The organism is Stenotrophomonas sp. FW305-C-20-S1 (assembly GCF_058783335.1).
On sequence record NZ_JBYTEK010000001.1, the window covers coordinates 284159 to 308866 of the forward strand.

A 24708-nucleotide genomic window follows, 5' to 3' on the forward strand; every position below is an offset into this window, starting at 1 on the left:
CGCCTCGCGCTGGATCCCGGCGGATGACGCCTGCGGGCCCTGCCCCGCCTGTTCCCTGCGCCTGCCCCACCCGCGCGTGCACTGACACGTAATCGGACCCATCCGCTCGTCCCGCATGTCGCTCTGCGTTCTGGCAGCGGGCAATGCGTGTTGCGTGCGCGGCGTTTCATCGCACACGCCTTTCGCCCCCTTCCGGGTCTTCCATCCGATGCCCCTGCGCCTGCTGCGCCAGCATCGCCGTTTCCGAATTCCGGGACATTCGTACCGCCCATTCCAACGCCATTTCCATTCTTCCAAGGGAGTCCCCATGCAGGACAACTCCGATGCCCATGCCCATTTCGGCTGGTTCAAACGCCGCCGCCATCTGAAGGTCGACGAGATCACCGTTGTCGACAAACCCATGCTCAAGCGCGCCGTCGGCGCCGCTGCACTGGGCAATGCGATGGAATGGTTCGACTTCGGTGTCTATGGCTATCTTGCCGTCACCATCGGCCAGGTGTTCTTCCCCTCCAGCAACCCCACCGCACAGGTGATCGCCGCGTTCGCCACGTTCACGGTGGCCTTCCTGGTACGCCCGCTGGGCGGCATGGTCTTCGGGCCCCTGGGCGACCGCTACGGGCGCCAGAAGGTACTGGCCTTCACCATGATCATGATGGCACTGGGTACGTTCGCCATCGGCCTGATTCCCTCCTATGAACGCATCGGCATCTGGGCGCCGGTGCTGTTGCTGCTCGCCCGCGTGGTGCAGGGTTTTTCCACCGGCGGCGAGTACGGCGGCGCGGCGACCTTCATCGCCGAGTACTCCACCGACCGCAACCGCGGCCTGATGGGCAGCTGGCTGGAGTTCGGCACGCTGGGCGGCTATATCGCCGGTGCCGGTACGGTGACTGCACTGCACATGCTGTTGAGCAGCGAGCAGATGCTGGACTGGGGCTGGCGCATTCCGTTCCTGGTGGCCGGCCCACTCGGCCTGCTGGGCCTGTACATGCGCATGCGGCTGGAGGAAACGCCAGCGTTCCGCGCGTTCGCCGAAGAGGCCGAGAAGCGCGACCATGAGCGCCCCGGCCTGGTCGACCTGTTCCGCGTGCACGGCCGCCAGCTGATCGTCTGCATGGGCCTGGTGCTGGTGTTCAATGTGACCGACTACATGCTGCTGACCTACATGCCCAGCTACCTGAGCGTGACCATGGGATATGCGGAGAGCAAGGGCCTGCTGCTGATCATCATCGTGATGCTGGTGATGATGCCGTTGAACATCGTGGGTGGCCTTTTCAGCGACAAGCTGGGCCGGCGGCCGATGATCATCGGCGCCTGCATCGCGCTGCTGGTGCTGGCGGTACCGAGCCTGCTGCTGGTGGGCAGCGGCAACGACGGGCTGATCTTCCTTGGCCTGATGCTGCTGGGCCTGGCGCTGGTGTGCTTCACCAGTTCGATGCCGTCCACGCTGCCGGCGCTGTTCTATACGCCGGTGCGCTACAGCGCGCTGTCCATTGCGTTCAACGTGTCGGTGTCGCTGTTTGGTGGCACCACGCCGCTGGTGACCGCCTGGCTGGTGGAACGCACGGGCGATCCGCTGGTACCGGCCTACTACCTGATGGGCGCGGCGGTGATCGGCCTGATCACGATGATCTTCGTGAAGGAGACCGCCGGCCTGCCGCTGCGCGGTTCGCCGCCGGCCGTGGGCTGCGACAAGGAGGCGGCCGCGCTGTTGAAGAGCGATGCACCGGTCACGGTGGACCGCGCCCTGCCGCCGTTGCCGGACGTGGCCGAACCGGAACAGGTGACCCCGGCCTGAGTGGCTGCGGTGGCGCCAGGCGTTGCCTGGCGCTGCCGTCAGCGCAGGGCTAGTCGGCGCGGGTCAGCTTGCCCGGGGTCCAGCGGTACACCCAGGCATGCTGACCTTCCGGCGGGCAGGCCACCTTGCCTCGCACGCACAGCTTCGAACTGCGGGTGCTGTTGAAAGTCACGCGGATGCGGTCACCGTCCATGGTGATCGTTTCCATTTCGCCGGGGATATGCACGCTGGCGTCATCGGCGTAGCCCGAGGCGCGGATCAACGCGTAGGTTTCGTCGTCATAGGCGGATTTGCCGGGTGACGTGGCCTGGCCCCGTGCATCGCCTTCGGCCAGCGGGGTCATCACCACCAGCTCGTTGAGCTGCATCGCGCTGCCGGTCTGGGTCGCGGTGTAGAGATAGATGATCTCCGGGCGGCCGTCGCCATCGAGGTCGGCATTGCCGGCCCACAGCGGGCGGTAGTCGTACTGGCTGTCGGTGCCCGGGTGCAGGCGCAGCGATGCCTCGGCGGTGCGGCGTGCCTTGTCGTAGCTCATCGGCTCGTTCGGCGCCTCGACCTTGGCATCGGCCGGCGTTGCATCCTGGGCCAGCAGCGGTGCCGCCACCGTCAATGCCATGGCCGCCACCAGCGCGCGCAGGCCAGTGGCCTGCCAGTGCTTCCGCTCGTACATCCGTGTTCCTCGATCAATGAATCTGCGGGCTCGGATCATCGCACAGGCGGGCCGGCAAGCGGCGTACTGTCGGCATGCAGTTCCATCGCGCGCATGACGATGGGCTTGGCCCAGTCCGGGGTGTGCAGCAGCTCCACCACCGACACCGGATACTGCAGGCCCTGGCGATCCAGCGCCAGCACCGGCAAGGGGGCAACACGTCCGTAGCGATCGGCCGGCGCGCTGTTGTCATACACATGCAGTTCGGCCAGGTGCGGCATCAATGCCAACAGGTTCTCGCGTGCGGAATCGAAGCGTGCGCGGATCTTGTCCTGCGGGATGTCGTGGCCACCGCCAGCAACGCGGGCTGCCACGCGGGCAACATGCAGTTCGACCGTGGCCAACCCGCAGAACCAGATCGCCACGTCATGCTGGCTGCAGGCCTCGCGCAACAAGCGCGGAATGGTGTTGCCGCCCAGGGTGGTTTCAAAGGCGAAGTCGCTGCCGTCGGCGATCGCCTGGCGCAGCCGTCGTGCGCCCTCCTGCCACGCTTCAGCGTTGGCTTCGGCCAACGGCCAGCCCGCCTCCACCAGCCGTCGGGTGAAGCTGTCCGGGTTGTACCAGCCCAGGCCGTCGGCCTCCAGCCAGGTGCCGAGCAGCGAACTCTTGCCAGCGCCATTGACGCCGGCCAACGCCAGGATCCGCCCCATGATTCAGAGCGGACGGCCGAGCGCGACCTTGTGGCCGCGGCGGATCGGCTTGCCCATCACCTTGCCCAGCCCCTCACCCTGCTGCAGCCCGGCCAGCGCCTGGTCGAACTCGCTGCGCAGGCGCGACAGCACGTCGCTGCGCTCCTCGCTGTCGCTGCCGCTGGCCCTGGCCAACAGCTCCTGGTAGGTCTTGATGTCCACGATCACCGCCTCGGGGTGATTGTGGTTGGTGATGACCAGCGCCTGCTTCTCGCGCACGGTACGCATCAGGCTGGGCCAGCCACGGGTCTTGACCGAGGATGCCGGGGCCTTGTCCAGGCCGGGCAGGTCGAGCGGGAGGGTCATGGCACGGCTCCAGCGGAAGGATATGTGGTCACTATACCCAATTTGGCCAAATTGGGGATTAATGGACTGCCCCCCCCCTTTGCGCCGCGCCCGACGGCTCAGAACGCCCGTTGCCATTTCAGGCTCAGCAGACTGCGGTCGTGGCTGTACAGCCAGTCCACGTTGCTGTCGATGCGTGCGTAACGCAGGCTCAGGCTGGGGACCAGCCCAGCCACGGCCAGGCGCTCGCTGCGCACGATGGCGATCAGGTTCTGCTCGCTTTCCTGCCGACGCGCCTCCAGCAACGGGCTCCAGGCATCGTATTCACGCTCACGCAGCGACACGAACACCGTGGCCGTGGTGCCGCTCCACTGGCGCGCTGCGCCCAGGCGCAGGCCGCGTTGCCGGTAGCCATTGGCGGGATCGGCGGCGCTGCTGTCACTCAGGTCGACCCCGGCAAACACCGTCCAGCGCGGGTTGAGCGCGCGGAACCAGGTGGCATAGATCGCCGCCAGTTCACCGTCGTAGTTGCTGGCCACGCCCTGCTGTCGATAGCGCTGGCGTTTCCAGTCGGCTTCCAGCTTCATCAGGCTGCGCGCATCTGCGGCGAACTGCCATTCGCCATGCATGCCGGCACCGCCCTGCAGCGCGTGGTTGCCGAGTCCCTGGTAATCGTAGCTGGGCGCCAGCAGCAAGGTATGCCGTGCGCTGCGCCAGCTGTAGCCGGCCTGCACGCTGGCATTGAGCTCGTTGTAGTCGCTGTGCCCACGCCACGCCTGGCCGAACGCCAGCCCGCGCAGGTACAGCCCATGGTGGCCGGCCAACGGCAGGCGCCGTTCCAGGCTGGCGTCGTAGTCCAGGCCGAACGCTGCCTGTGCATCGGGCAACCGGCGTTCGATGAAGCAGGTGGTGCCGTCACCAAACAGGCAGGTGCGGCTGGCCGAACTGCGGTTGACGTTGTCGCTCCACGCGGGGCCGGCGGCGATGCCACCCTTCCAGCGCTGGCGTGCATGCAGGGCCTGCAGGTAGCCGTCCACCCGCGTACGCACGCCCGCCGTTGCAGGGTCGCCGCCAGCGATGCCGGCTGCGATCGCCTCGAACAGGGCGATGGCATCGCGGTCGCGCTGGTCTTCGGCATACACACGCGCCAGTTCCAGCCGCGCCGGCAGGAAGTCCGGCTGCGCGGCGAGCACGGCCTCGTATTCGGCCGCGGCCTTGCCGTGCTGGCCACCCACGCGCGCCAGCGCACCCTGCGCGTAGTGGCGCAGCAGCGGATCGTGGCCAGGCAGTTCGATGTACTCGGCAAGGAAGGCGGCCGCGGCCTGCCATTGCTGGTGCTGCAGCGCGAGATAGAGCGCCTGGCCGAGGTCGTCGACAGTGCGCTCCACGCGGTACTGCTGGCCGTCGAGGGTGATGGTCGGTCGCTCGTGCTCGGCCTGGCGCAGGCGCTGCTGGTCCTGCTGCTGATGACGCAGCTCGCTGCCCTGTTCGAGCACACGGCGCAGGTCATCCTGCTGGGCGTGGGCAACGTTGAGCGGCCAGGCCAGCAGCAGGACGACAAGAAAGAGAAGGTGGCGCATGTTCGATCCGGTTGAAGCACTATCGCGGGCCGAAGCAGGGACTGGCGGATCGCGGCTTGTCCCTGCCCTGCCCCGTCAGGGGCGTGGCGATCAGTTCTTGCTGCCGCCGAAGGCGGTGTCGTACTGGCTGTTGCCGGCGAAGGTGGCGATGCCGGCCAGGGTGGCGGCGTTGGCACCGAAGAACTGGCCCTGAGTGCTGCCCGACACCGAGCCGTTGGCCACAGCCGTGCCTGCGAAGGACGCATTGGCGCTGTTGATGGCAGCGTTGACGCCCACGGTCAGGCCGCCACCGGCGATCTGGCCGCGCAGGGTGCCGGCACCGAAGTCGGCGCGGAACGCACCGGTCAGCAGGTTGCTGCCGTTGAACTTGTTCAGGCCCGCAACGCTGTAGGTGGCCACGCCTGCCGGCAACGTGGTGCCTGCACGGTCACCAGCGAAATAGACCTGGCGGTTGTTGAAGCCACCGGCGGCGCCGTCCTTGGACCATTCACCAAACCAGACATCGCCGCTGCCCACTTTGACGAAGTTGAAGTGGCCCATGCCGGCGTGGTTGCCCGGGGTGCCGGTGATCGGCATGGCCAGGGTGCGCACTGTGGTGCCGTTGACGGTGGTGGGTGCCGAATAGGCGCTCAGGCCCTGGAAGTCCACGCGGGTGCCACCGGACACGGTGCCGACGCCGATGCCGGCCTTGCCAGCGACGTGCGGGCCACCATTGACCTGCGATTCGCCGACGTTGACGTTCCACTGCGGATCGGTGACGGCGCTGGCGGCGCCGACGATATCGGCAGCGTGGGCGGCACCGGCCAGGGCCAGGCTGGCGGCCACGGTGAGCAGGGAGCGGGAGAACATTTTCATGGAAAAACTCCTTGGATTGAGGGAACTACAGGTACAACGCTTGAATCGGTGAGGCGTCAGAAGCGCGCGGTGACTGCGAGCTTGAGGGTGCGACCGGGCGCCGGCAGCGTGGAGCGCGTGGCCGGGTCGACGTAGTAGCGGTTGCCGAGATTGCTGCCGACCAGTTCGACGCTGGCGTGGTCGTTGAAGCGCCAGCGCGCATAGGCATCCACCGTGGTGATGTTTCCCCAGGTGAACGGCACGTTCTGCCACAGCAGGCTGCTGCCGCCGGCCAGCAAGCGGTCGCGGTAGGCCTGCAGGTCCGGGTTGTGGTGACGCCGGTAGTGCACGATGCGGCTGCCCAGTTCCAGCCGCTCGTCGAACAGGCGGGTGCCCAGCGACAGGTTCACCGACAGCTTCGGCACGGCCTGGGTCAGCAAGTAACCACCGACGAAGCCATCCTGCACGCAGTTGGGCACCAGGCCGCGGTTGGCATCCAGCTGCACTGCGGTGCTTTCGTCGCACACTTCGTTTTCAAGGGTGCGGGCGATGCCCAGGTCGCTGAATAAGCGGCGGTTGTCGAAGCGCGCCTGCAGCTCAATGCCGCGCAGGGTCTGCTTGTCGATGTTGTCGAAAAGGAAGTACGCATCGCGCTCGATCACATCGCGGGTTTTCTGCACGTAGTAGCTGAGCTTTACGTCCGCATCGGCGGTGCCGCCGAACAGCGCAGAGAGGTTGTGCACATAACCCAGCTCGTAGTTGTAAGCGTGTTCGGGCTTGAGCGGATACAGCGGATTGAGGCTGCTGGAAAACGCGATGGTGCTTTCGAACATGCTGGGGAAGCGCTTGGCCTCGGTGTAGCGGGCATACAGGCGCGCAGTAGGCGAGAAATGCACGGTGGCCGAGAACGTGGGCAGCCAGGCATGGTCGCGGCGGCGGCTGTTGTGCGCCTGCACCGCCTGCCCCTGCACGGCGTTCTGCACCCGGCAGGTCTGGTCGGTACCGAGCACCATCGGCAGCAGCCCGGGGATGGCGGCCACCTGGCCGTTGAGGCACGGGTTGCTGGCTCGCGTGTAGTTGCCATCGGCATCCGCTGCCCAGGCGATGCTGTGCTCCACCGGCACCGGTGTTTCGTACTTGCTCAGCAGGTTCTTCAGCAGGTCGTCGACCAGCGAGCCCATGCCGATGCTTTCCCAGAACTCACGCTCCGATTCGATCGCATCGATCTCTCCCTGCAGGCTGGCGGGGCGTGGTGGCAGCTCGTTGACCCGGTAGCGCGCCTCCTTGCTGCCGACACTGCGGGTCAGCAGCTCCGGATGCGCCTGCAGGAAATCGTCGAACGCCCAGTAGCGGCTGTAGCGCACACCGGCGTTGAGGGTAAGGAACTCGACGGGCCGCCATTCCAGGCTCAGGTAGCCCTCGCCTTCCTGGCGCCGGCCGGCGCGCGGGTACATGCGCCAGCCGTCGGTAACGCCGAAGTACGGATCGCCCGAACGCAGCGTTTCGTACTGCCAGTTGCCACCTACGGTCAGGTCAAGTGTGGAATGCAGGCCGAAGCGGTTGCTCAGGGTCAGCCCGGTACGGTCGTTGCGGGCATTGGCCAGGGCGGTGTTGCGCAGGATCGGACTGCGGCTGGAATCCCAATCGGGGTTGCCCGAGGCGAAGTTGGGGAAGCCACCAGCGGTGTAGGTATCGCTGTTGGTTTCGGTTCGCCACAGGTTGGCGCGCAGGTCGAGCCAACGACTGCCGGCCGGCTGCCAGCGGTATTCCAGGTTCCAGGCATCGGAATCGACCCGGCTGAGCGGCCACTGGATGCGCCCGTAATCCGGTGCGGACAGGATGCGCGAGGGCATGATCTCGCCATAGTGCGAAAGCGTGTGCCGCCAGGTGGCCTTGAGCTGCTGGTCGTCGGTGATCTGCCAGGTGGCCTTCAGCAGCCACGACTCCTGTTCGCTGGACGTGTTGGGCACTTCATCACCCGGCTTGAAGTAGCGCGCCAGCGTGGTGATGTAGTCGATGCCCTGGTATTCGTACTGCTCGCGCGGGTCCTGGTCGTAGTACGCACTGCCCTTGCTGCCGGAGAAATAGTTGCCGCGCTTGCGCCACGCGTAGGCGGCCATCACGTCCACCCGCTCACCGCGCCAGCCCAGCGCCAGGCGCCAGGCCTGGTCATCGCCATCGAACGGGTTGTCACCACTGCGCGATTTCACTGGCACCACCAGGGTGCGATCAGCATAGGGCGAGGCCGGCGACGACTGCGGGAACCCCTCCACCGTGCGATAGTCCTCGCCGGTGTGCAGCCGTGGCAGGCGCGGCGAGACCGCATTGCTGCTGCCTTCGATCTTCAGTTCCCCGCCGAAGCGCTCGCCGGCCGGCACGATGTCGTCGACGTCGAGGGTCTTGATGACCATCGCTCCGCCGATACCGCTGTGTACATCGCGTACCAACGCTGGCCCCTTGATGACCTGGATGCCACCAATCAGGTTGGGATCGATGTAGTTGCGGTTGCTGACGCCGTTGTAGCCCCGCCATACGGTCAGTGCCTGCTCGCCGCCGTCGATGCTGACCGGCACCCGTCCCGGCCCCTGGATGCCGCGGATGTTGAGGTCCAGTGCGCCGCTGTTGCGGGCGTCGCCGCTGAACACACCGACCAGGTCCTTGACCACGTCGGCCGGGTTGGCGCCGCGATAGCGCTCCACCCGGTCGCGACCGGAATAGGCCGTGCTCAGGTCGAGCGCGAACACGTCGTCGTATCCCCAACGATCACGTGTTTCGCCGCCGTCGGCCTGCAGGCGCCCGCCCACCTTCAGCGTGTCGGTAACCACCACCCCGCCGTCATCGGCGGCGGCCTGCAGGGTCCAGGTACCGCCCGGCTCCTGCTGCGCGCGCAGGCCACTGCCCTGCAGCAACTGGTCCAATGCCTCGGCGGGGCTGTACTGGCCCTGCACTGCGCGCGAGCGCCGCCCTTCCACCAGATCGCTGCGGAACACCACCTGCACCTGCGACTGGCGACCGAAGCTGCGCACTGCGTCGGCCAGGGCTTGTTCGGGGATGGCATACGCGCGCACGGAGGCGGTAGCGGCCTGGGCGCGGGCGGTCGGCGCCCAAGCGAAGGGAACCAGTGCCGTGGCGATGGCCAGGGCGAGGATGGTGGCGCGGCGATGACGGGCGGATGCCGGGAACGGCATGAACGGTGACTCCTCAAGGTGGCGGGACCGTGCGCACGTCGGGTGCACGCGGCTCGGTTGGCTTGAGAAGAAACGCGGTTTCGCTCTGGCTATACCACTAGAGACAAGGTGGGATCGGATCTGCCCACGGTTTTTTTCGTTGATCGACAGATCATCCACGCATGGCGTGGATCTACCATGCGCCCGAGTAGATCCACGCCATGCGTGGATGAACACGAATCACGCCAGTAGATCCACGCCATGCGTGGATGAACTCACCCGCTACCCCGGTGGCATCACCACACCAACAACGCGCCGCCCGGCAGGCGCTGGCTGCGCAGACGGGCCTGCTGGGCCACTGCGGCAATCGCCGCATCCGGCTGCTGCAGGTGGAACAACCCACTCACCGCCACCTGCGCCCCATGACCGTGCAGAACCCAGACCGGCGCACGCCGATAGCGGGCAAGGCGCTCGATCGCCTGTTGCGCAGGCAGATCATCAATGACGATCTCGCCGCGTCGCCACGGTGCGATGGCCTCCACATCGGCCAGCTGCAACGGCTGCAGCCAACGGCCATCACGGAACGCGCGTGCCTGCCCCGCCTGCAGCCGCTGCGCGGCGACATGACCCGGCCTGATCTCCACTTCGCCCTGGCTGACCTCGGTGGTCACCACGGCATCCTGCAGTGCAACGCTGAACGCCGTGCCGATGTCACGGATCTCGCCACCGCCGGCCTCCACCCGGAACGGTCGTGCTTCGTGCGCCACCTGGAACCAGGCCCTGCCACGCAGCAACTGCAGGCGGCGCTGGCCGGCGCTGAAATCAAGCGCCAGCGCGCTGCGTGCATCCAATATGGCAGTGCTGCCATCCTGCAGCTGCACCGTGCGCGGCGCGTTGTCGCTGCGCACGTCGCTGCGGACCAGCAGCCACGCGTGCGGCGCCGCTGTTACCGAAAGCAGCAGCACCGCCGCACTGGCCAGCAGCCAAGGCAGTCGACGACGCGGCTGCAGCGGCCGCAGCGCGGGTTCGGCTGTCAGCTCCGGAAGCGCAGCCAGGACATCCGGGGCGGCGGCATCCAGGCCTTGCCAGAAGGCCTGCTGCTGGCGCCAGGCATCGGCATGCCGGGGATCGGCCTGCAGCCAGCGTTGCAGGGCGCGTTGCTGCCGCTCCGGCAACCGGCCCGCATTGCACCGTATCACCCAGCGCAACGCCTGCCTGGCCTGACGCGGCGAGGGTATGGACGTAGTCATGATTGTGGCCTGCGGCACCACCAACGGGTGCGCCTTACAGTTGAGACAACGGCGAGCGGCATCTGCCCACGGCACATGCCGGTCATGCGCGGCTTCCCCGCTGGTGCTGCTGGATGAGCAGGGCCGCGCGCATCACGTACTTGCCCACCACGCTCTTGGAAATACCCAGGCGCTCGGCGATCTCGCGTTCGCTCAGCCCCAGGTAGCGGTTGAGCACGAAGCACTCGCGCACCTGCGGCGGCAGCGCCAGGATGGTCTGGCTGATCTCGCGCAGCTGGGCCTGGTCCAGCGCCTGCGCCTGGCCATCAGTGCTGGCATCGGCCAGGTCGCTGGCGTACTCCGCCATCGCGCGCCGTTCGCGTGCGTCGGCCTGGCTGCGGTTGAGCGCGTGGTGGTAGGCCATGCGGTACAGGTACCCGCGCGGTTCCAGGATCGGCGGGTCGCCGGGCACGCTGCTGGCCTTCAGATAAAGGTTCTGCAGGGTGTCCTCGGTACTGGCCGGGTCGAGGTAGCGGGCAATGAAGCGGGACAACGCACGGCGCTCGCGGATCAACAGTTCGATCAGCGCCAGGGCATTGGGAGACATAAGTGCCAAGGCCGGACCGGGGAATGATGGGCGTGATGGCGACGGTCCGGACCGGGAGTGTAGGCGGCAACCGCCGATCCTGCACCTCCGGTCATCCGCCACGCTGCACGCACGGCCTGGATCTACGGCTCTTCCAGCGCCTCGAAACGCTCGGCCAGGTAATCGATCAACGTGCGTACCGCCGGCAGCAGGCCGCGCCGCGACGGGAACACCGCATGCACGATGCCGTGCCTGGGCTGCCACTGCGGCAGGATCGGCACCAGCGCGCCGCTGGCCAGTTCGTCGGTGATCATCATCCGCGGCAGCATCAGCACGCCGACACCCGCCACCGCCGCACTGCGCAGGGCGATCATGTCATCGCTGACCAGCCGCGGTCGGTGGTGCACGCTGGCCTGCACCTGCTCAGGCCCGGCGTATTCCCAGGCATGCACCTGGGCGGGCGATGCCAGGTCCACGGTCGGCATCATCGCCAGATCAGCCGGCACTTTCGGCGTACCCATGCGCTTGAGCAGGGCCGGGCTGGCAGCGGTGCACCAGATGCGGCGGGCCAGCACGCGCACCACCAGATCGCTGTCCTCCAGCGGTGGCGGGCGCACGCGGATGGCCACATCCACGCCCTCGCCCACCACGTCCACGCGCCGGTTGGTGGCATCCAGCTGCAGGGTCACCTGCGGATGCAGGGCCAGGAAGTCAGCCAGCATGGCGCCAATGCGCGCGTGCAGCAGTGCGATCGGACAGGCCAGCCGCAGGGTGCCCCGTGGCTCGGCACGCGACAGCGCGATGGCCTCCTCGGCCGCTTCGGCCTCCACCAGCATCGCCTTGCAGTGCCGGTAGTAGTCCTGGCCGATCTCGGTGACCGAGAAGCGGCGGGTGGAACGTTGGATCAGGCGGACACCCAGCCGTTCCTCCAGCAGGGCGATGCGGCGGCTGAGCTTGGACTTGGGCATCGCCAGCGCGCGCCCGGCCTGCGAGAAGCCGCCATGCTCGACCACCATGGCGAAGTAGAACAGGTCGTTCAGATCGCAGCGGCGGATGTCGGCGATGAACACGGGACGATCTCCTGCGGCCCTTGCCGGGCCTGCATCGTTCACAAAATAGGACTATGACGGCAAATTCTGCCGACTACCGGGGCCATTGTCACGTCGATATCGTCTCCGCAACGAAAAACAGCGACCGGTTGACCCGGTCAGGAGATCGCCATGAAGCGTGTCACCGGTACCTACAGCGCCCCCCGCCCGCACTGGGTGGGCGATGGCTTCCCCGCCCGTTCGATGTTCTCCTACAACACCCACGGCCAACACCTGAGCCCGTTCCTGCTGCTGGACTACGCCGGGCCGTACAGTTTCCCGCCCAGCGAGACCCCGCGCGGGGTCGGCCAGCATCCGCATCGCGGCTTCGAGACGGTCACCATCGTCTACGAAGGCGAAGTGGCCCATCGCGACTCGACCGGTGCCGGCGGCACCATCGGCCCGGGTGACGTGCAGTGGATGACCGCTGCCTCCGGCATCCTCCATGAGGAATTCCACACGCCGGAATTCAGCAAGCGCGGCGGCACCCTGGACATGGTGCAACTGTGGGTGAACCTGCCCGCCAAGGACAAGATGGGCGCACCGGGCTACCAGACCCTGCTCGATGCGCAGATTCCTTCAGTGGCCTTGCCCGACGGTGCCGGCCGCGTACGCGTCATCGCCGGGACATTCGATGGCCATGCCGGCCCGGCCCGCACGCATACCCCGATGGACGTGTGGGACATCCGCCTGTTGCAGGGCCAGCACGCCGAGCTGCCGGTGGCCGACGGCCGCACCCTGGCGCTGGTGGTGTTGAAGGGCACGGTGCGGATCAACGGTGGCCAGGCAGTCGGCGAAGCACAGCTGGTGACCTTCGACCGCAGCGGCGAAGACGTGTTCATCGACGCCGACAGCGACGCCACCGTGCTGCTGCTCAGCGGCGAACCGATCGACGAGCCGGTGGTGGGCTATGGCCCGTTCGTGATGAACACCCAGGCCGAGATCAGCCAGGCCGTCAACGATTTCAACGGTGGCCGCTTCGGCCAGATCGCGCACTGATCCACTGCATTGCGGCGGGCAACCGCCCGCCGCTTTCCGGGCCTTCGCCCCTCCCCAGGAGACTGACCATGAGTACCCCCGCCAACTTCAACGGCGCCCGCCCGGTGATCGACCCGGACAACGCCGCGATGCTGCTGATCGACCACCAGAGTGGCCTGTTCCAGACCATCGGCGACATGCCGTTCACTTCGGTACGCGCGCACGCCACCGCCCTGGCGAAGATGGCCACGTTGGCGAAGATGCCGGTGATCACCACCGCGTCGGTGCCGCAGGGGCCGAACGGCCCGCTGATCCCGGAGATCCATGACGCCGCACCACATGCGCAGTACGTGGCGCGCCGCGGCGAGATCAACGCGTGGGACAACGCCGAGTTCGTCGCCGCGGTGAAGGCCACCGGCCGCAGGCAGCTGATCATCGCCGGCACCATCACCAGCGTCTGCATGGCCTTCCCCTCGATTGCCGCCGTCGCCGACGGCTACCAGGTGTTCGCGGTGGTCGACGCCTCCGGCACCTATTCGAAGATGGCCGAGGAAATCACCCTGGCGCGCGTGGTGCAGGCAGGTGTGGTGCCGATGGATACCGCTGCGGTCGCCTCGGAAATCCAGCGCACCTGGAACCGCGAGGACGCCCAGCAGTGGGCCGCGATCTACACGCAGATCTTCCCCAACTACCAGCTGCTGATCGAGAGCTACCAGAAAGCGCAGGACGTGCAGAAGAACCACGAGCAGCTGGATTCGCAGCGTAGCTGAGCCCGCTGCATCCACGGCGATTTCCGCCTGCCGGCACGCCGCCGGCTCCACCGCAAGCGAACCCAGACCAGGACATCCCCATGGCCAGTGAACCGATCCGTGACCCCGTCAGCGACCACCTGCTGACCCCGCAGAATTCCGCCTTCATCATCATCGACTACCAGCCGGTACAGGTGAACTCCATTGCCTCGATGGACCGCCAGCTGCTGGTCAACAACATCGTCGGCACTGCCAAGGCGGCGGTCGCCTACGGCCTGCCGATCGTGCATTCGACCGTGAACGTGCAGACCGGCCTGAACAAGCCGCCGATCGCGCAGCTGCGCAAGGTGCTGGGCGACTACCCGACCTACGACCGCACCACCATCAACTCCTGGGAAGATGTCGAGTTCCGCAAGGCGGTGGAAGCCACCGGCCGCAGGAAACTGATCATGACCGCGCTGTGGACCGAAGCCTGCCTGACCTTCCCCGCGCTGGATGCACTGAAGGAAGGCTATGAGGTCTACGTGGTGGTCGATGCAGTAGGCGGCACGTCGCTGGCCGCGCATGATGCCGCGCTGCGCCGCATCGAACAGGCCGGCGGCCAGTTGATCAGCGTGACGCAGCTGTTCTGCGAACTGCAGCGCGACTGGGTACGGGCGGAGACCGTGCCGGCCTTCATGAATCTCTTCATCGAAACCGGTGGCACGGCCGGCATCCAGTTCTCGTACGATCGTACCGAGTGACTCCTTGGCGGCTCCGGCTCCGGCTGGCGCCGCCTTTTCCTGCAACCGAGCATGGCTCGGCCCTACAACCGGGGATTTCCATGGCCTACGCACGCATTGTTTCGACCGCCGACAACTACCTGCACCACATCAGCAACGGCCATTTCGATGTCGCGGCCGATGAACCCGCTTCGCTCGGCGGCCAGGGCAAGGGCTTCGCCCCGTTCGACCTGTACCTGGCCTCGCTGGCCGCGTGTACCGCCATCACCCTGCGCATGTACGCGCAGCGCAAGGGCTGGGAGCTGGGCGAGTTCCACGCCGAGCTGCGTTCCGAACGTGATGCGGATGGACGCTTCCATGTGCACCGCGTGCTGCATGCCACTGCCGAGCTGAGCGATGCGCAGTGGCAGCGCTTGCTGGAGGTGGTGGAAAAGACCCCGGTGACGCTGGTGATGCGCGAAGGTGCACGGATCACCAGCGAGCGCGGGGCTGCTGCCTGATCGCCGGGCATGGCCCGGCGCTACCGGAGGAGCCTGGCGCCATCAGGTAACGCCGGGCCATGCCCGGCGGCCCTGGTTTCAACGCCGCGAATGCAGCACGGTGCGCTGGCGCATGGCGTTGAACTCCTGTTCGACCTGCTGGATGTCTTCGACCTGGAAGCCGGCGGCATCGAGCAGCTGATCGGCCGCGGCGGCAGCCAGCGGATCATCCTCGCGCTGGCGCCAGCAGCGTGCCGGCAGGAAATAGCCGACCTCGCTGCGCCCGCGCATGATGACGACCGGCCGCCCCGCATACAGCAGGAATTCGGCCAGATGCTGGCGCAATCCCTCCACCGAGACATAGGCCGGCCCGATGCCCAGTGCCTGCGCGGCGGGCTCGGAACTCTCGAACAGTTTGCGACGGCTCATCCACTCCTCCTTTGTGCAACGCGTGGTCTCCTTTCCTAGACGGGCGCATTGCCGCACCCCCGCCACACGTGTCGTGACTGTGGTCACGCTGTCCGATCAGAAACCGGTATTGAACTCCAGCTGGAACACGTCGATCGACAACGGCGGGCCCGACACTTCCTTGGCCGCCATCCACTTGCCGCTGATCCAGCTGCGGGCGTCCAGCGCATAGGCGCCGCCCACGTAGTAGCCGCGCGCATTGGTGCCGCCCAGGTGGAAGTTCGGATCGTTGTAGGCATCGGGCAGTGCATCGGCCTCGATCCGCTTGTAGCCCAGCAGGGCCTGCCACTGGCCCTTCTCCTTCAGCTCGGTGGCGCCGAAGGTGGCTTGCAGCATCCAGGCGGTGTCGCCGCTGCGGAAGGTGTCGATGCTGGCACTGCCACCGGCACCGTAGTTGTTGACGATGCCGTTGTTGGCCCGCGCGAACATGGCCTGCTTGTCATAGGCCAGGTTGCGGATGTAGTCCGCATCCAGGCGCATGCCGATGTCCTGCGCAAGCTGTGTATCCCAACGCAGGTTGAAGGTCGCCAGGCGGAAGGCGGAAGCCAGGCCCACATACTGCGGCGTGGGCGTGTTGGCCGGATCCAACGGGTTGCGGGCGATGTCGCGGATCAGCATCAGGGTGTTGCCCTTCTGCATGAACGCCGGTCGCGACCAGTCGGTATCACAACCGACCGCGCCGGCATACAGCGCGCACGGGGACGACAGACGACCGCTGATGTTCTTGAAATCGTAGTAGCCCAGTGCCGCGCGCAGGCTGTTGTCATCGTTGAAGCGCCAGTTCACCCCCACCTGCGCACCGGACAGCCACTTGTTCTCGTTGGGCGTCTTCACCCGGCTCTGGCTGGGCGCGCTGTCGGAGGTGTACTCCAAAGGCACCACCGCCAGGTTGCCGAACAGGCCGACGTCCTCGGCGAGGTCGTAGCTGAGATTGGCCGCCAGGCCGTCGAAGTTCAGATCGTTGGAGAACAGCGTGTCGCTGGTCCAGAACGGATTGCCGAAGCGTCCGCCGCGCACCGTCACCCAGTCGGCCGGGCTGTAGGCCAGCCATGCCTGGTCCAGCCACACGTCCTTCTTGCCCAGGCCACCGCCAAGCTGTTCGGTGGTGGACACCGGCCCGTTGCTGCTGCCGCTGGCCAGGCGCACGCCTGCGGTGGTGTGCTGGCCGATCGTCGCTTCGATGCCCAGCCGTGCGCGGATGCGCCACAGATTGCGGCGGTCCTGGCGGGTGTTGAGCAGCGGCGGCAGCTGCAGGTTGGTGTTGTTGTTGGTATCGAAGCCGTTGCCGGCGTTCACCGAGGCCCAGTTGGTCTCGATGTCGCTGTTGCGCTCGGAGTAGAAGCGCGATTCGCTGCGCACACGCATGTCACCGCTGACCTTGATGCGCTTGGTCCACTCGGCCACCTCGTTCGGCGCGGCCCAGCCCTCGGCTTTGGCCTGCGCCATCACGTCCTGGCGTACCTCATCACGGATGCCATCGCGCACGCTCTGCGGCACGTACGGCACACGTACGTCGCCGGCTTCCAGCGCCACGCCGCCGCTGCTGGCTGTGCTGACCGCGGTGCCGCGTTGCGCAGCCGCCGCTTCTGCTTCGGCCTGCACCAGCAGGGCCTGGCCGTCTTCGGGCTTGAGCGCGCCGCTGGTGATCAGCCCCTTGATCAACTTGACCATGGTGGTTTCGGCAGCCATCGCACCGGCCGGCGCGGCCAGGCTGAGCAGTACGGCGCAGCACAGCAACGCCCGTCGGGCCGGCCGTGGGCGGCGGGATGCGGTTCGAGCGCGGTCGTGGTCGTTCATCACGGTTCTCATCGGAAGAAGGGAAATCACGGAAGTCATCGGTCACGCGCCGGGACGGCGCCCCTGGATCAGCACGCGCGCGGGGAAATCCAGCGACGCCGGTGGCATCTGGTCGACCCTGCCGATCTGTCGCAGTGCTTCAAGCACGGCCACGTCGGCCTCTTCGTTGCCGCTGCCGCGCACCAGCTCGACCTTCTCCAGCCGGCCATCGGGCGCCAGCCAGACATTCACCTGCAGCTGGAACGCCAGGCGCTTGATCCGCGCATCGCGCGAAATCGCCTGCTGCATCAGATAGCCCAGGTAGCGGCCATAGCTGGCGTTGCCGGCACCACCGCGGCCAACGCCGGACGATCCACCGCCGCTGCCCGACTGGATGCCGAAGTTGTCACCACCGGCCTGTGCATCGGCGTCCATGGTCACCGGGTCGGTGTTGTCCGGCGTCGGCGTCGGTTCTTCGGCCGGCGTTGGCTGCTCCAGCGGCTCCGGCTCGGGCACGGTCTCTTCCGGCGGCGTCTCCGGCTCAGGCGGCTTTTCCGGTGGTGGTGGTGGAGGCGGCGGCGGTGGTGGCAACGCCAGCATCGGCGGCTGCACCACTGGCCGGCGGGTGCTGGCGGTGTCCTTGAACAGCAGCCACCACACGGCAACACCCAGTACCAGCAGCGCCGCCAGCACCAGCGCGATCGTCACCAGCAACTGGCGTCCACGCGTACCGGGCTCCTGCAGGGGTGGTCGATGACCGGCCATGCCTCAGCCCTGCGCCTTGCCGGTGACCAGGCCGACCTGGGCGAGCTCCAGCCGGCGCAGCAGATCCAGCACCTCGACCACGCGTGCGTACTGCACCTGCGCATCACCGCGCACGATCACCGGGAAATCCGGCGACGTTGCCCGTTCGGTGCGCAGGCGGTCCTCCAGCTCGGTCATCGTCACCGGGTAGGCATCCAGGAACACCTGGCCACTGGGGTCGATGGTGATCGCCTTGGTCTTGGGCTTCTCCAGTGCGGTGCTGTTGCTGGCCTTCGGCAGGTTGACCTCGATGCCGGGAATGGAGGCGTTGCTGGTCAGGATGAAGATCACCAACACCACCAGCAGCACGTCGACGAAGGGCGTCACGTTGATGCCCTTCTCGCGCTTCTTGATGCCGAACTTCGCCTTGTAGCCCATGGCCGGCCCCTCAGCCCTGGACCACGGCCGGGCCGCGCCCGTCCTGCTCTTCGGCCAGGCGGGCGGCGAACTCGTCGATGAACACCGCCATGTCGGCGCCGATCGCTTCGGCGCGTGCCCCCAGCCAGTTGTAGCCGAACAGCGCAGGAATCGCGACGCCCAGGCCGGCGGCGGTACACAGCAGCGCTGCCGCCATGCCCGGGGCCACCGAGTTGATGTCCACCGCACCGGCCATCGCCGCCACCACGAACACCAGCATGATGCCGATCACGGTGCCGAACAGACCGACATACGGTGCGCCCTCGATGGTGGTCGACAGCCAGTTCATGCGCCTCGCCATCGCTTCCTGTTCGCGCACCATCACCGCATCCATCGACGCGCGGATGGCGGCGATGGTGGCCGCGCTCAGGTAGCCGGAGTTGCCATCGCGCTGATGACGCTGCTGCATTTCATCGATGGCCACCTGGTAGATGCGCCACAGCGAGCCATCGTGCATCGCCGTCGGCACCTTGCCCTGCCGGTCCATCTCGGACAACGTGCGCAGCGGCACGCCGGAGAGCTTGCTGAAGCTCTCGGTGAACACCGCATTGGCCTTGCTCGTGCGGCCGAAATGACGGCTCTTGGCGATCATGATCGCCCAGGACAACAGCATCATCAGGCCGAGGATGGCGACCACCACCCAGGCATCGAACGGCATCGCCTTGAGGATGAAGGCGAAGTGGCTCTGCCCGGCCGACTGCTCGTCGGCGCCGTAGCTGATCAGGCGCGAATCGGCGCCCTGCGCGGTGGCATCGGCCAGCAGCAGCGCCGCCGGGCGTGCTACGCGTGAGATGCGCAGTTCATCCAGCGCGCCATCGAAGTTGGCCAGCGGTTGCGCCGCGCCCGGCGCATCGGCACCCACCACCGCTGCGGTGGTCAGTGCCGGCAGCTCACCACTGAGCTGGGCCACCACGCGACCGTTCAGATACAGCTGCAGCGACCCCTTCTCGGCGGTAAGCGCAACATGCGCCCACTGCCCTTCCGGAATCGGCTGCGCCGGCGTGCTGCGTTGACCGTTGAGCTGCACGAACGGCACCCGGTTGTCGATCCCCACCACCAGCTCGGCGCTGCCGTCGCGGCGCGCATAGATCGCCTGCGCGGTGGTCAGCGCGCCCGGTTTGATCCAGGCAGAAACGGTAAGCGGCGCACCCGCTTCCTGTGCCAGCGAAGCACTGGCCGGCAGCGCCAGTGGACCAGCGCCCAGCTGCACGCCACGCCCGATCACCGTGCTTTCCGCCGCAGGCACTACCGCACCGGCCGTGTTGCCGTAGGCCGTGGTATCACGCGCCGGCGCATTGGCTTCGGCAAAGTGGTAGACCAGCGTGTAGTCCGGATCGAACACCTGCTGGCCATTGCCGCTGGCCGGTGCCTTCGCATTGCCGTAGTACATCCAGATCGTCTGCGGCGCGCTGGCGGTCAGTGCCGGAACGTCCACCCAGACCAGGGCCAGGCCCAGGTTCGGGTCGAACTGCTCGATCTGATGGGCCAGCACCGTACGCCCGTCGGCAGAAACGAAACGCAGGTCGTTGCCACCCTCCTGGGTGCCATCAAAACCGAAGTTGCCGGTATGCAGGCGCAGCAGCAGCGGCGTACGCCCGGGGTTGCCGGTCAACCCCGCGCCCTGTGGGCCTGCGTCGACGGTGATCGGCTTGCGGTACTTCCATTCGGCCTGCCACCAGTTGGCATCGGCCGCGGCGGCGGGCAGCGCGATCAGCGCAGCCAACAGCAGCAACATTCGGGAAAGCAGACGGTCCATGCAAAAGGTCTCCGGAGAACGCATCTCAAGGGAAGGGTCAGTAGCTGGTGCTGATGTTGAAATGCAGCCGCGGGTCGTCCTTGCGCGTGACCGGGCCATCGGCGTAGGGCCAGGCGTAGTCCAGGCGCAGCTGCAGGTATTCGCCCAGGCGCAGCTGCGCGCCCAGCCCGACCGACGCCAGGTTGTACTTGTCGCGCTGTTCCGGCAGCGGCTGACGCAGGCGCAGGTAGGCCGCGTCGGCGAAGCTGTACAGCCGCAGGTCGGTACCGCTCCACAGCGACCACGCCGGGGTGCGCCATTCCAGGTTGGCCAGGCCACCGTAGTCGCCGACCGCTTCGGCCGACAGGTAGCCGCGCACGGTGTACATGCCGCCAGCGGCGAACTGTTCGGCCGAGACCAGCGGTGCATCGGTCGCCTGCAGCGAGCCACGCGCAGACCACTGCCAGTCGTTGCCGAAGGTGTGCGTGTTGGAGACATCGGCCTTGAACGCCACGAAACTCGGATCGGCCCAGTAGCGCTTCTGACCGAAATCGGTGGCGTTGCTGCCGTAACCGAACAGACGCCGGGTTCCCGCCACCAGCTGCGTGTTGATGCTCAGCTGATCGTGCTCGCCCTGGCGCACGCCGACGAAGGCCAGCGTGACCGGTGCGTACTTCAAGGGCGTCTTCAGGCTGTCCTTGCCCATCTGCGTGTCTTCTTCGGTGTCCTTGAAGTCCACGCCGAGGCTGAGCTGGCGCCACCAAGCGCTGCTGCCCGGCAGGCGGTAGTTGAGCTTGAGACCAATGGAATGACCGTTGCCGATCACGTTGGTGCCGGTGCCCGTGCCTGCGCCGCCTTGTCCGCCGGCATTGAGTACGCGGCTGTCGGACTTGTAGCCCGATGCTTCCAGGCTCCACGGCGTTCCCTCGAAGGGGACCGTGTAGGACGCGGAGAACACCTTTGCCTGGTCGGTGTCTTCCGGCGCGACGAACACGCCGATGCTCGCACTGTGGCCGCGCCGCCACAGGTTGTCGTGGGCCAGCGATGCACTCAGGCGCAGCTTCTCGGTATCGGCGCTGTGGTCGTTGCTGAGCGCGGCACTGGCACGCCAAGGGGACTTCTCTTCCACCTGCAGGTCCACATCCATGGTGCCCGGCACCTGGCCTTCGCGCACCAATGGCATCACCTGACGGCGGCCCCCTTCGTTCAGCGCCGTCAGTTCCTTCTGTGCCTGGTCGAAGTCGGGCACGCGCCCTTCAGCCAACGACGGCACCCGCTCACGGATGCGCTCGGGCGAGTCATGGCGGGCACCGACCACGCGCAGCTGGCCAATGGGCGTCTGCTGCACCTTCAGCAGCACCACGCCCGCGTTGACCTGCTGCTCGGGCAGCTCCACATAGACCGATTGGTAGCCGGCCTGCTGGTACAGCGCGTTGACTGCGTCCCGCGCCTTCTCGACATCGGCGAGCGTTTTGCCGGGGCCGAGGAACGGTTCGACCGCGCGTTCGATCTGGCGCGCATCGAGCACGGTGTTGCCGCGCACGATGTACTCGTTGATGTTCACCGTGGGCGCTGGCGCAGCGTCCTGCGCGAACGCCGGAGACGGCAGCGACGCCAGGGCCAGCAGCAAGGGATGCAGGCGCAGCGGAAGGCGAACGGCACGGCACGGAACGGGAGTCATCGAAGGCATCGCGTCGTATCGAAGGGAATGGCCAGGGAGCGGCGCGTGGGTCTACCAACAGGACGTGCAGGCCGCGTCAAAACCGCCAACAGTTTTGTGACAGCACTGTCATCTGCTGACGATGCTGAAACAGGCGCAGGCGGACACTTCGCCTGGCACACGTCTTCATTGCAAAGCGCTTGCTGCCTCGGGAGATTCAGGATGCACGCCACTCTGCTTACGCCAAGCCGCCCCGCACTCTGCCTGACGTTGGTTCTGGCTCTGGCTTCGCCCTGGGCGCGGGCCGACCAGGCTGCCAAACATGCAGATGCAGCGCCATGCATCGAAGTACAGGTCAATGGCGAGCGCATCCCCGCCTGGGACTGCCTGCAACGCAAGCTGGCGCCGGCAGAGAACAACGCCCTCCATCCCAATCTTCCCGAGGCCGAACGCTTGATGCGCAAGCCCGGCAACCAGTTGCTGCAATACAACCTGGAAGGCACGCGGCAGCGCATGGGCGATGCGTTCGGGCGTTCGGTGATGCCACAGCGCCCAGCGCGCTGAGCCGTGTTCAGTGCCGCCCCAGCGCGGCGGGGACGATGCCATCGGTGGGCATGGGCGGCAGTTCGGGCACGGGCAGCGAGCGCGGCTGGCCTGCCTGTTGCAGTTCAACCGCCTTCGCGCTGATTGCTGCCAGTACCGTGGATGGGCCGAGACGTTGGCCCGGTGCATAGGCCTGGGCAGGCGCACCATCCACCGACAGCAGCGCCAGCGGCGCCTGCTGCCCGGCCATTACGCCCAGCACGGTCACGTCGGTCTGCACCGCGCCGGGCGAGAGCAGCCGCACCAGCGGTGCGCTCGCAGCGTCGTCGAAGGCCGGGGCAGCGGGTACGGCGACCTGCACTGTGGCGGCGGCAGCGCGAGCCGGCGCCATGAACAGGGCCATGCCCCAGTATCCCGCCACGGTCAGCAGCAGCATGGCCGCCAGCAGGGTCAACGTGCGATTGCGATCCCAACGCCTGCCGTCCATGTTCCGCACCTTCGCCAGGTTCCTGTGCGGCCACGCTAGCAGCTGACGCTGACGCTTTTGTTTCATCATCCGCGCCTACGCTGGCAGGTATCGGCAAGGACGGGAAGCGATGTGCGATGCAAGGCAGACCACGCGGTTTCACCCTGATCGAACTGATGGTGGTGCTGGTCATCATCGGCATCTGCACGGCGGGTATCGGCCTCGGCCTGGGCAGCCTGCTCGACCCTGCGCGGCAGCTGCGCCAGGAATCGGAACGGCTGGCGCAGCGCCTGCAGGTCGCTCGCGATGAAGCACGCATCGATGGTCGGCCGATCCGCTGGCAAGCCACTGCGGAGGGTTACCGTTTCAGCCGCCGCGACAGCCAGGGCTGGGTCGAGCTGCGGCGCGACGACCTGCTGCGGCCCCAGCAGTGGCAGACCCGTGGCATCACCGTGCAACCCACGGCTGCCATCGAGCTGAGCCCCGAATGGATTGGTGTGCCGTGGGAGCTGGCGTTGTCGCTGGACGGGCGTCGACTGCGTCTTCGTGATGATGGCAGCGGACAATTGCAGGTCCTGCAGTGAAACGGCAGCAACACGGATTCACGTTGATCGAGGTGCTGATCGCGTTGGCCATCGTGGCCATCGCATTGGCGGCGGTGATGCGCTCGGTGGCGGTGGCGACCGATGACCAGTCGCGTCTGCGTGACCGTCGGCTGGCACTGCTGTGTGCGCAGGACCGCTGGCAGGAGCTGCGTCTGTCCGCACAGCCTCCCGGCGATGCGCGCCTGCTGTGCCTGCAGGGGCGCACCCGCTTCCTGGTGCAGCAGCACCTGGGCAGTGGCGCCGACGGGCAACCGCAACTGGAGCTGAGCGTGGTGGCCGAAGATGCACCGGAACAATCGCTGACGCGCCTGCAGTTGCCGTGGACGCCGGCGCCATGAAACGCGCGGCGGGCGGCTTCACCCTGATCGAAGTGATGATCGCCATCACCATCATGGGCGTGCTGGCGGTGATCTGCTGGCGCGCACTGGACAGCGTGGCCAACACTGACCAGCGCCTGCGCCAGGCCGATGCCGAGACCAGCACGGCGATGCGGGTGCTGCAGCAGTTCCAGCGCGATATCGAGATGCGCGCTGACGATGCGCTGATGAACGGCGCGGTGCGGCCGGCCGATCAACCCGCACGGCTGCTGCCGCCGTCGTTGACCAGTGAGCGCCACCCCGATGGTGGCTTCACGCTGGAGATCACCCGCAGCGTCGGCAGTGATGGGCTGCAGTGGCAGCGCGTTCGCTGGTGGCGGCAAGGCAGCACGTTGTGGCGCGCCAGCGGTACGCCGTCCGATCACTATCCGCTGCCGGCGCCCGAGCCGACGCGCGGGTTGCTGGTGGCCCGTGATGTGCAGCGCTTTGAGGTGCGGGCATGGCAGCCCGGGGTGGGTTGGGCGATGCTGCCCAGCCAAGGGGAGGTTTTGCCGGCGACCGGTCTGGAGTTGCGGTTGGGGTTGCGTGATGGACGCGGGCCGTTGAGTTATCGGCGGGTGTTGGCGCTCTGACGCGCATCCACGCATGGCGTGGATCTACTGAGAGGCATCCACGCATGGCGTGGATCTACCGGACGACATCCACGCGTGGCGTGGATCTACTGAGAGGCGTCCACGCATGGCGCGGATCTACCGCCCTCCTGCCGCCGGGCGCTGTCCCGCGCCCAGCAGCCCCCTGTCGGTGGTCCTCCCCGCCCCCCCCCCCCCCCCCCCCCCCCCCCCCCCCCCCCCCCCCCCCCCCCCCCCGGCGCCGTGTCGGTGGTCCTCACCGCTGATGGCTGCTCCCTGCCCTCGGTGCCGTCCTGGCTGGGGCCGCCACCGTTCCCTGGCAGCTGGCCCGATCCTGTGTTCTGCGCGTGGTGGGTGCGGACCTTGGCCCGCACCGTTCCTCCATCCACGCAAGGCGT

25 protein-coding genes are annotated in these 24708 nt (G+C 67.2%); 9 read left to right on the top strand and 16 right to left on the bottom strand.

From position 1 onward, the window contains the following. Positions 1-307 precede the first annotated feature (307 nt). A complete protein-coding gene (gene proP / locus AC3WTC_RS01290; protein ID WP_025874399.1) occupies positions 308-1795 on the top strand; it encodes a glycine betaine/L-proline transporter ProP in 1488 nt (495 codons plus the stop codon). 49 nt (positions 1796-1844) lie between these two features. Here the strand turns inward: proP and AC3WTC_RS01295 are convergent, their stop codons facing one another. The 9 genes from AC3WTC_RS01295 to AC3WTC_RS01335 form a co-directional block, all read right to left on the bottom strand. Next, complete coding sequence (locus AC3WTC_RS01295; protein WP_080148650.1) at positions 1845-2465, bottom strand: hypothetical protein; 621 nt, start codon at positions 2463-2465, stop codon at positions 1845-1847. A gap of 35 nt (positions 2466-2500) precedes the next feature. Next, positions 2501-3154 (bottom strand): ATPase, encoded by a 654-nt coding sequence (locus tag AC3WTC_RS01300; protein WP_100552649.1) that lies wholly within the window; start codon positions 3152-3154, stop codon positions 2501-2503. Positions 3155-3157: 3 nt separating this feature from the next. After that, positions 3158-3499, bottom strand: coding sequence for a type II toxin-antitoxin system prevent-host-death family antitoxin (locus AC3WTC_RS01305; protein ID WP_025874396.1), 342 nt, complete (start codon positions 3497-3499; stop codon positions 3158-3160). A gap of 98 nt (positions 3500-3597) precedes the next feature. Further along, entirely contained in the window at positions 3598-5058 is a 1461-nt protein-coding gene (locus AC3WTC_RS01310; RefSeq protein ID WP_492710168.1) for a surface lipoprotein assembly modifier, read from the bottom strand. Positions 5059-5148: 90 nt separating this feature from the next. After that, entirely contained in the window at positions 5149-5913 is a 765-nt protein-coding gene (locus AC3WTC_RS01315) for a Slam-dependent surface lipoprotein (RefSeq protein ID WP_492710170.1), read from the bottom strand. Positions 5914-5969: 56 nt separating this feature from the next. Then, positions 5970-9080, bottom strand: coding sequence for a TonB-dependent receptor (locus AC3WTC_RS01320; protein WP_492710172.1), 3111 nt, complete (start codon positions 9078-9080; stop codon positions 5970-5972). Between the two features lie 275 nt (positions 9081-9355). Then, positions 9356-10309 carry a FecR family protein gene (locus AC3WTC_RS01325; RefSeq protein WP_492710174.1) on the bottom strand — a complete coding sequence of 318 codons (954 nt, stop codon included), beginning with the start codon at positions 10307-10309 and terminating at the stop codon, positions 9356-9358. Between the two features lie 82 nt (positions 10310-10391). Continuing rightward, the gene (locus tag AC3WTC_RS01330; RefSeq protein ID WP_025874391.1) at positions 10392-10895 is read right to left on the bottom strand and encodes an RNA polymerase sigma factor; all 504 of its coding nucleotides are present in this window, start codon (positions 10893-10895) and stop codon (positions 10392-10394) included. Between the two features lie 122 nt (positions 10896-11017). After that, positions 11018-11944 (bottom strand): LysR family transcriptional regulator, encoded by a 927-nt coding sequence (locus tag AC3WTC_RS01335; protein ID WP_492710176.1) that lies wholly within the window; start codon positions 11942-11944, stop codon positions 11018-11020. A gap of 150 nt (positions 11945-12094) precedes the next feature. On the opposite strand from AC3WTC_RS01335, the gene AC3WTC_RS01340 reads away from it, so the two are divergent. The 4 genes from AC3WTC_RS01340 to AC3WTC_RS01355 all read left to right on the top strand — a co-directional run bounded on the left by AC3WTC_RS01340 (position 12095) and on the right by AC3WTC_RS01355 (position 14911). After that, on the top strand, positions 12095-12961 hold the full coding sequence (locus AC3WTC_RS01340) for a pirin family protein (RefSeq protein ID WP_134832649.1): 867 nt from the start codon (positions 12095-12097) through the stop codon (positions 12959-12961). Between the two features lie 68 nt (positions 12962-13029). Beyond that, the gene (locus AC3WTC_RS01345) at positions 13030-13710 is read left to right on the top strand and encodes a hydrolase (RefSeq protein WP_394195546.1); all 681 of its coding nucleotides are present in this window, start codon (positions 13030-13032) and stop codon (positions 13708-13710) included. Between the two features lie 80 nt (positions 13711-13790). Beyond that, positions 13791-14432: a hydrolase gene (locus AC3WTC_RS01350; protein ID WP_099784337.1), complete on the top strand. Its 642-nt coding sequence runs from the start codon at positions 13791-13793 to the stop codon at positions 14430-14432. Between the two features lie 80 nt (positions 14433-14512). Further along, complete coding sequence (locus AC3WTC_RS01355) at positions 14513-14911, top strand: OsmC family protein (RefSeq protein WP_025874386.1); 399 nt, start codon at positions 14513-14515, stop codon at positions 14909-14911. Positions 14912-14989: 78 nt separating this feature from the next. Here AC3WTC_RS01355 and AC3WTC_RS01360 read toward each other — a convergent pair whose 3' ends face one another. The 6 genes from AC3WTC_RS01360 to AC3WTC_RS01385 form a co-directional block, all read right to left on the bottom strand. Further along, positions 14990-15319: a hypothetical protein gene (locus AC3WTC_RS01360; RefSeq protein WP_025874385.1), complete on the bottom strand. Its 330-nt coding sequence runs from the start codon at positions 15317-15319 to the stop codon at positions 14990-14992. Positions 15320-15415: 96 nt separating this feature from the next. Further along, positions 15416-17155, bottom strand: coding sequence for a putative porin (locus tag AC3WTC_RS01365; protein WP_492710179.1), 1740 nt, complete (start codon positions 17153-17155; stop codon positions 15416-15418). A 42-nt stretch (positions 17156-17197) separates the two neighbouring features. Then, on the bottom strand, positions 17198-17899 hold the full coding sequence (locus AC3WTC_RS01370; RefSeq protein ID WP_492710181.1) for a TonB family protein: 702 nt from the start codon (positions 17897-17899) through the stop codon (positions 17198-17200). 3 nt (positions 17900-17902) lie between these two features. Next, positions 17903-18316, bottom strand: coding sequence for an ExbD/TolR family protein (locus tag AC3WTC_RS01375; protein ID WP_025874382.1), 414 nt, complete (start codon positions 18314-18316; stop codon positions 17903-17905). Between the two features lie 10 nt (positions 18317-18326). Then, positions 18327-20111: a DUF2341 domain-containing protein gene (locus AC3WTC_RS01380; protein WP_492710183.1), complete on the bottom strand. Its 1785-nt coding sequence runs from the start codon at positions 20109-20111 to the stop codon at positions 18327-18329. 37 nt (positions 20112-20148) lie between these two features. Further along, entirely contained in the window at positions 20149-21771 is a 1623-nt protein-coding gene (locus AC3WTC_RS01385) for a ShlB/FhaC/HecB family hemolysin secretion/activation protein (protein ID WP_492710185.1), read from the bottom strand. A gap of 201 nt (positions 21772-21972) precedes the next feature. Here AC3WTC_RS01385 and AC3WTC_RS01390 point away from each other — a divergent pair, with 201 nt between their 5' ends. After that, the gene (locus tag AC3WTC_RS01390) at positions 21973-22314 is read left to right on the top strand and encodes a hypothetical protein (protein ID WP_140227231.1); all 342 of its coding nucleotides are present in this window, start codon (positions 21973-21975) and stop codon (positions 22312-22314) included. Positions 22315-22321: 7 nt separating this feature from the next. Here the strand turns inward: AC3WTC_RS01390 and AC3WTC_RS01395 are convergent, their stop codons facing one another. Then, complete coding sequence (locus AC3WTC_RS01395; protein WP_492710187.1) at positions 22322-22780, bottom strand: hypothetical protein; 459 nt, start codon at positions 22778-22780, stop codon at positions 22322-22324. 116 nt (positions 22781-22896) lie between these two features. On the opposite strand from AC3WTC_RS01395, the gene gspH reads away from it, so the two are divergent. Genes gspH through AC3WTC_RS01410 form a run of 3 tightly spaced genes read left to right on the top strand, consistent with a single transcriptional unit; the run spans position 22897 to position 24313 of the window. After that, a complete protein-coding gene (gene gspH / locus AC3WTC_RS01400; protein ID WP_059064322.1) occupies positions 22897-23343 on the top strand; it encodes a type II secretion system minor pseudopilin GspH in 447 nt (148 codons plus the stop codon). Further along, complete coding sequence (gene gspI, locus AC3WTC_RS01405) at positions 23340-23702, top strand: type II secretion system minor pseudopilin GspI (RefSeq protein ID WP_032974570.1); 363 nt, start codon at positions 23340-23342, stop codon at positions 23700-23702. The genes gspH and gspI overlap by 4 nt, the downstream gene beginning before the upstream one ends. Then, positions 23699-24313, top strand: coding sequence for a prepilin-type N-terminal cleavage/methylation domain-containing protein (locus AC3WTC_RS01410; RefSeq protein ID WP_223482583.1), 615 nt, complete (start codon positions 23699-23701; stop codon positions 24311-24313). Before gspI ends, AC3WTC_RS01410 begins: the two co-directional genes overlap by 4 nt. Positions 24314-24708: the final 395 nt, after the last annotated feature.

Bases quoted from the DNA above. Each gene is read 5' to 3' on its own strand.
- AC3WTC_RS01305 (WP_025874396.1), bottom strand. From the start codon at position 3,499: ATGACCCTCCCGCTCGACCTGCCCGGCCTGGACAAGGCCCCGGCATCC.
- AC3WTC_RS01330 (WP_025874391.1), bottom strand. From the start codon at position 10,895: ATGTCTCCCAATGCCCTGGCGCTGATCGAACTGTTGATCCGCGAGCGC.
- AC3WTC_RS01320 (WP_492710172.1), bottom strand. From the start codon at position 9,080: ATGCCGTTCCCGGCATCCGCCCGTCATCGCCGCGCCACCATCCTCGCC.
- AC3WTC_RS01395 (WP_492710187.1), bottom strand. From the start codon at position 22,780: ATGGACGGCAGGCGTTGGGATCGCAATCGCACGTTGACCCTGCTGGCG.
- AC3WTC_RS01360 (WP_025874385.1), bottom strand. From the start codon at position 15,319: ATGAGCCGTCGCAAACTGTTCGAGAGTTCCGAGCCCGCCGCGCAGGCA.
- AC3WTC_RS01390 (WP_140227231.1), top strand. From the start codon at position 21,973: ATGCACGCCACTCTGCTTACGCCAAGCCGCCCCGCACTCTGCCTGACG.
- AC3WTC_RS01345 (WP_394195546.1), top strand. From the start codon at position 13,030: ATGAGTACCCCCGCCAACTTCAACGGCGCCCGCCCGGTGATCGACCCG.
- AC3WTC_RS01315 (WP_492710170.1), bottom strand. From the start codon at position 5,913: ATGAAAATGTTCTCCCGCTCCCTGCTCACCGTGGCCGCCAGCCTGGCC.
- AC3WTC_RS01300 (WP_100552649.1), bottom strand. From the start codon at position 3,154: ATGGGGCGGATCCTGGCGTTGGCCGGCGTCAATGGCGCTGGCAAGAGT.
- AC3WTC_RS01295 (WP_080148650.1), bottom strand. From the start codon at position 2,465: ATGTACGAGCGGAAGCACTGGCAGGCCACTGGCCTGCGCGCGCTGGTG.
- AC3WTC_RS01370 (WP_492710181.1), bottom strand. From the start codon at position 17,899: ATGGCCGGTCATCGACCACCCCTGCAGGAGCCCGGTACGCGTGGACGC.
- AC3WTC_RS01380 (WP_492710183.1), bottom strand. From the start codon at position 20,111: ATGGACCGTCTGCTTTCCCGAATGTTGCTGCTGTTGGCTGCGCTGATC.
- AC3WTC_RS01355 (WP_025874386.1), top strand. From the start codon at position 14,513: ATGGCCTACGCACGCATTGTTTCGACCGCCGACAACTACCTGCACCAC.
- gspH (WP_059064322.1), top strand. From the start codon at position 22,897: ATGCAAGGCAGACCACGCGGTTTCACCCTGATCGAACTGATGGTGGTG.
- AC3WTC_RS01310 (WP_492710168.1), bottom strand. From the start codon at position 5,058: ATGCGCCACCTTCTCTTTCTTGTCGTCCTGCTGCTGGCCTGGCCGCTC.
- AC3WTC_RS01385 (WP_492710185.1), bottom strand. From the start codon at position 21,771: ATGACTCCCGTTCCGTGCCGTGCCGTTCGCCTTCCGCTGCGCCTGCAT.
- AC3WTC_RS01365 (WP_492710179.1), bottom strand. From the start codon at position 17,155: ATGAACGACCACGACCGCGCTCGAACCGCATCCCGCCGCCCACGGCCG.
- proP (WP_025874399.1), top strand. From the start codon at position 308: ATGCAGGACAACTCCGATGCCCATGCCCATTTCGGCTGGTTCAAACGC.
- AC3WTC_RS01375 (WP_025874382.1), bottom strand. From the start codon at position 18,316: ATGGGCTACAAGGCGAAGTTCGGCATCAAGAAGCGCGAGAAGGGCATC.
- AC3WTC_RS01350 (WP_099784337.1), top strand. From the start codon at position 13,791: ATGGCCAGTGAACCGATCCGTGACCCCGTCAGCGACCACCTGCTGACC.
- AC3WTC_RS01340 (WP_134832649.1), top strand. From the start codon at position 12,095: ATGAAGCGTGTCACCGGTACCTACAGCGCCCCCCGCCCGCACTGGGTG.
- AC3WTC_RS01410 (WP_223482583.1), top strand. From the start codon at position 23,699: ATGAAACGCGCGGCGGGCGGCTTCACCCTGATCGAAGTGATGATCGCC.
- AC3WTC_RS01325 (WP_492710174.1), bottom strand. From the start codon at position 10,309: ATGACTACGTCCATACCCTCGCCGCGTCAGGCCAGGCAGGCGTTGCGC.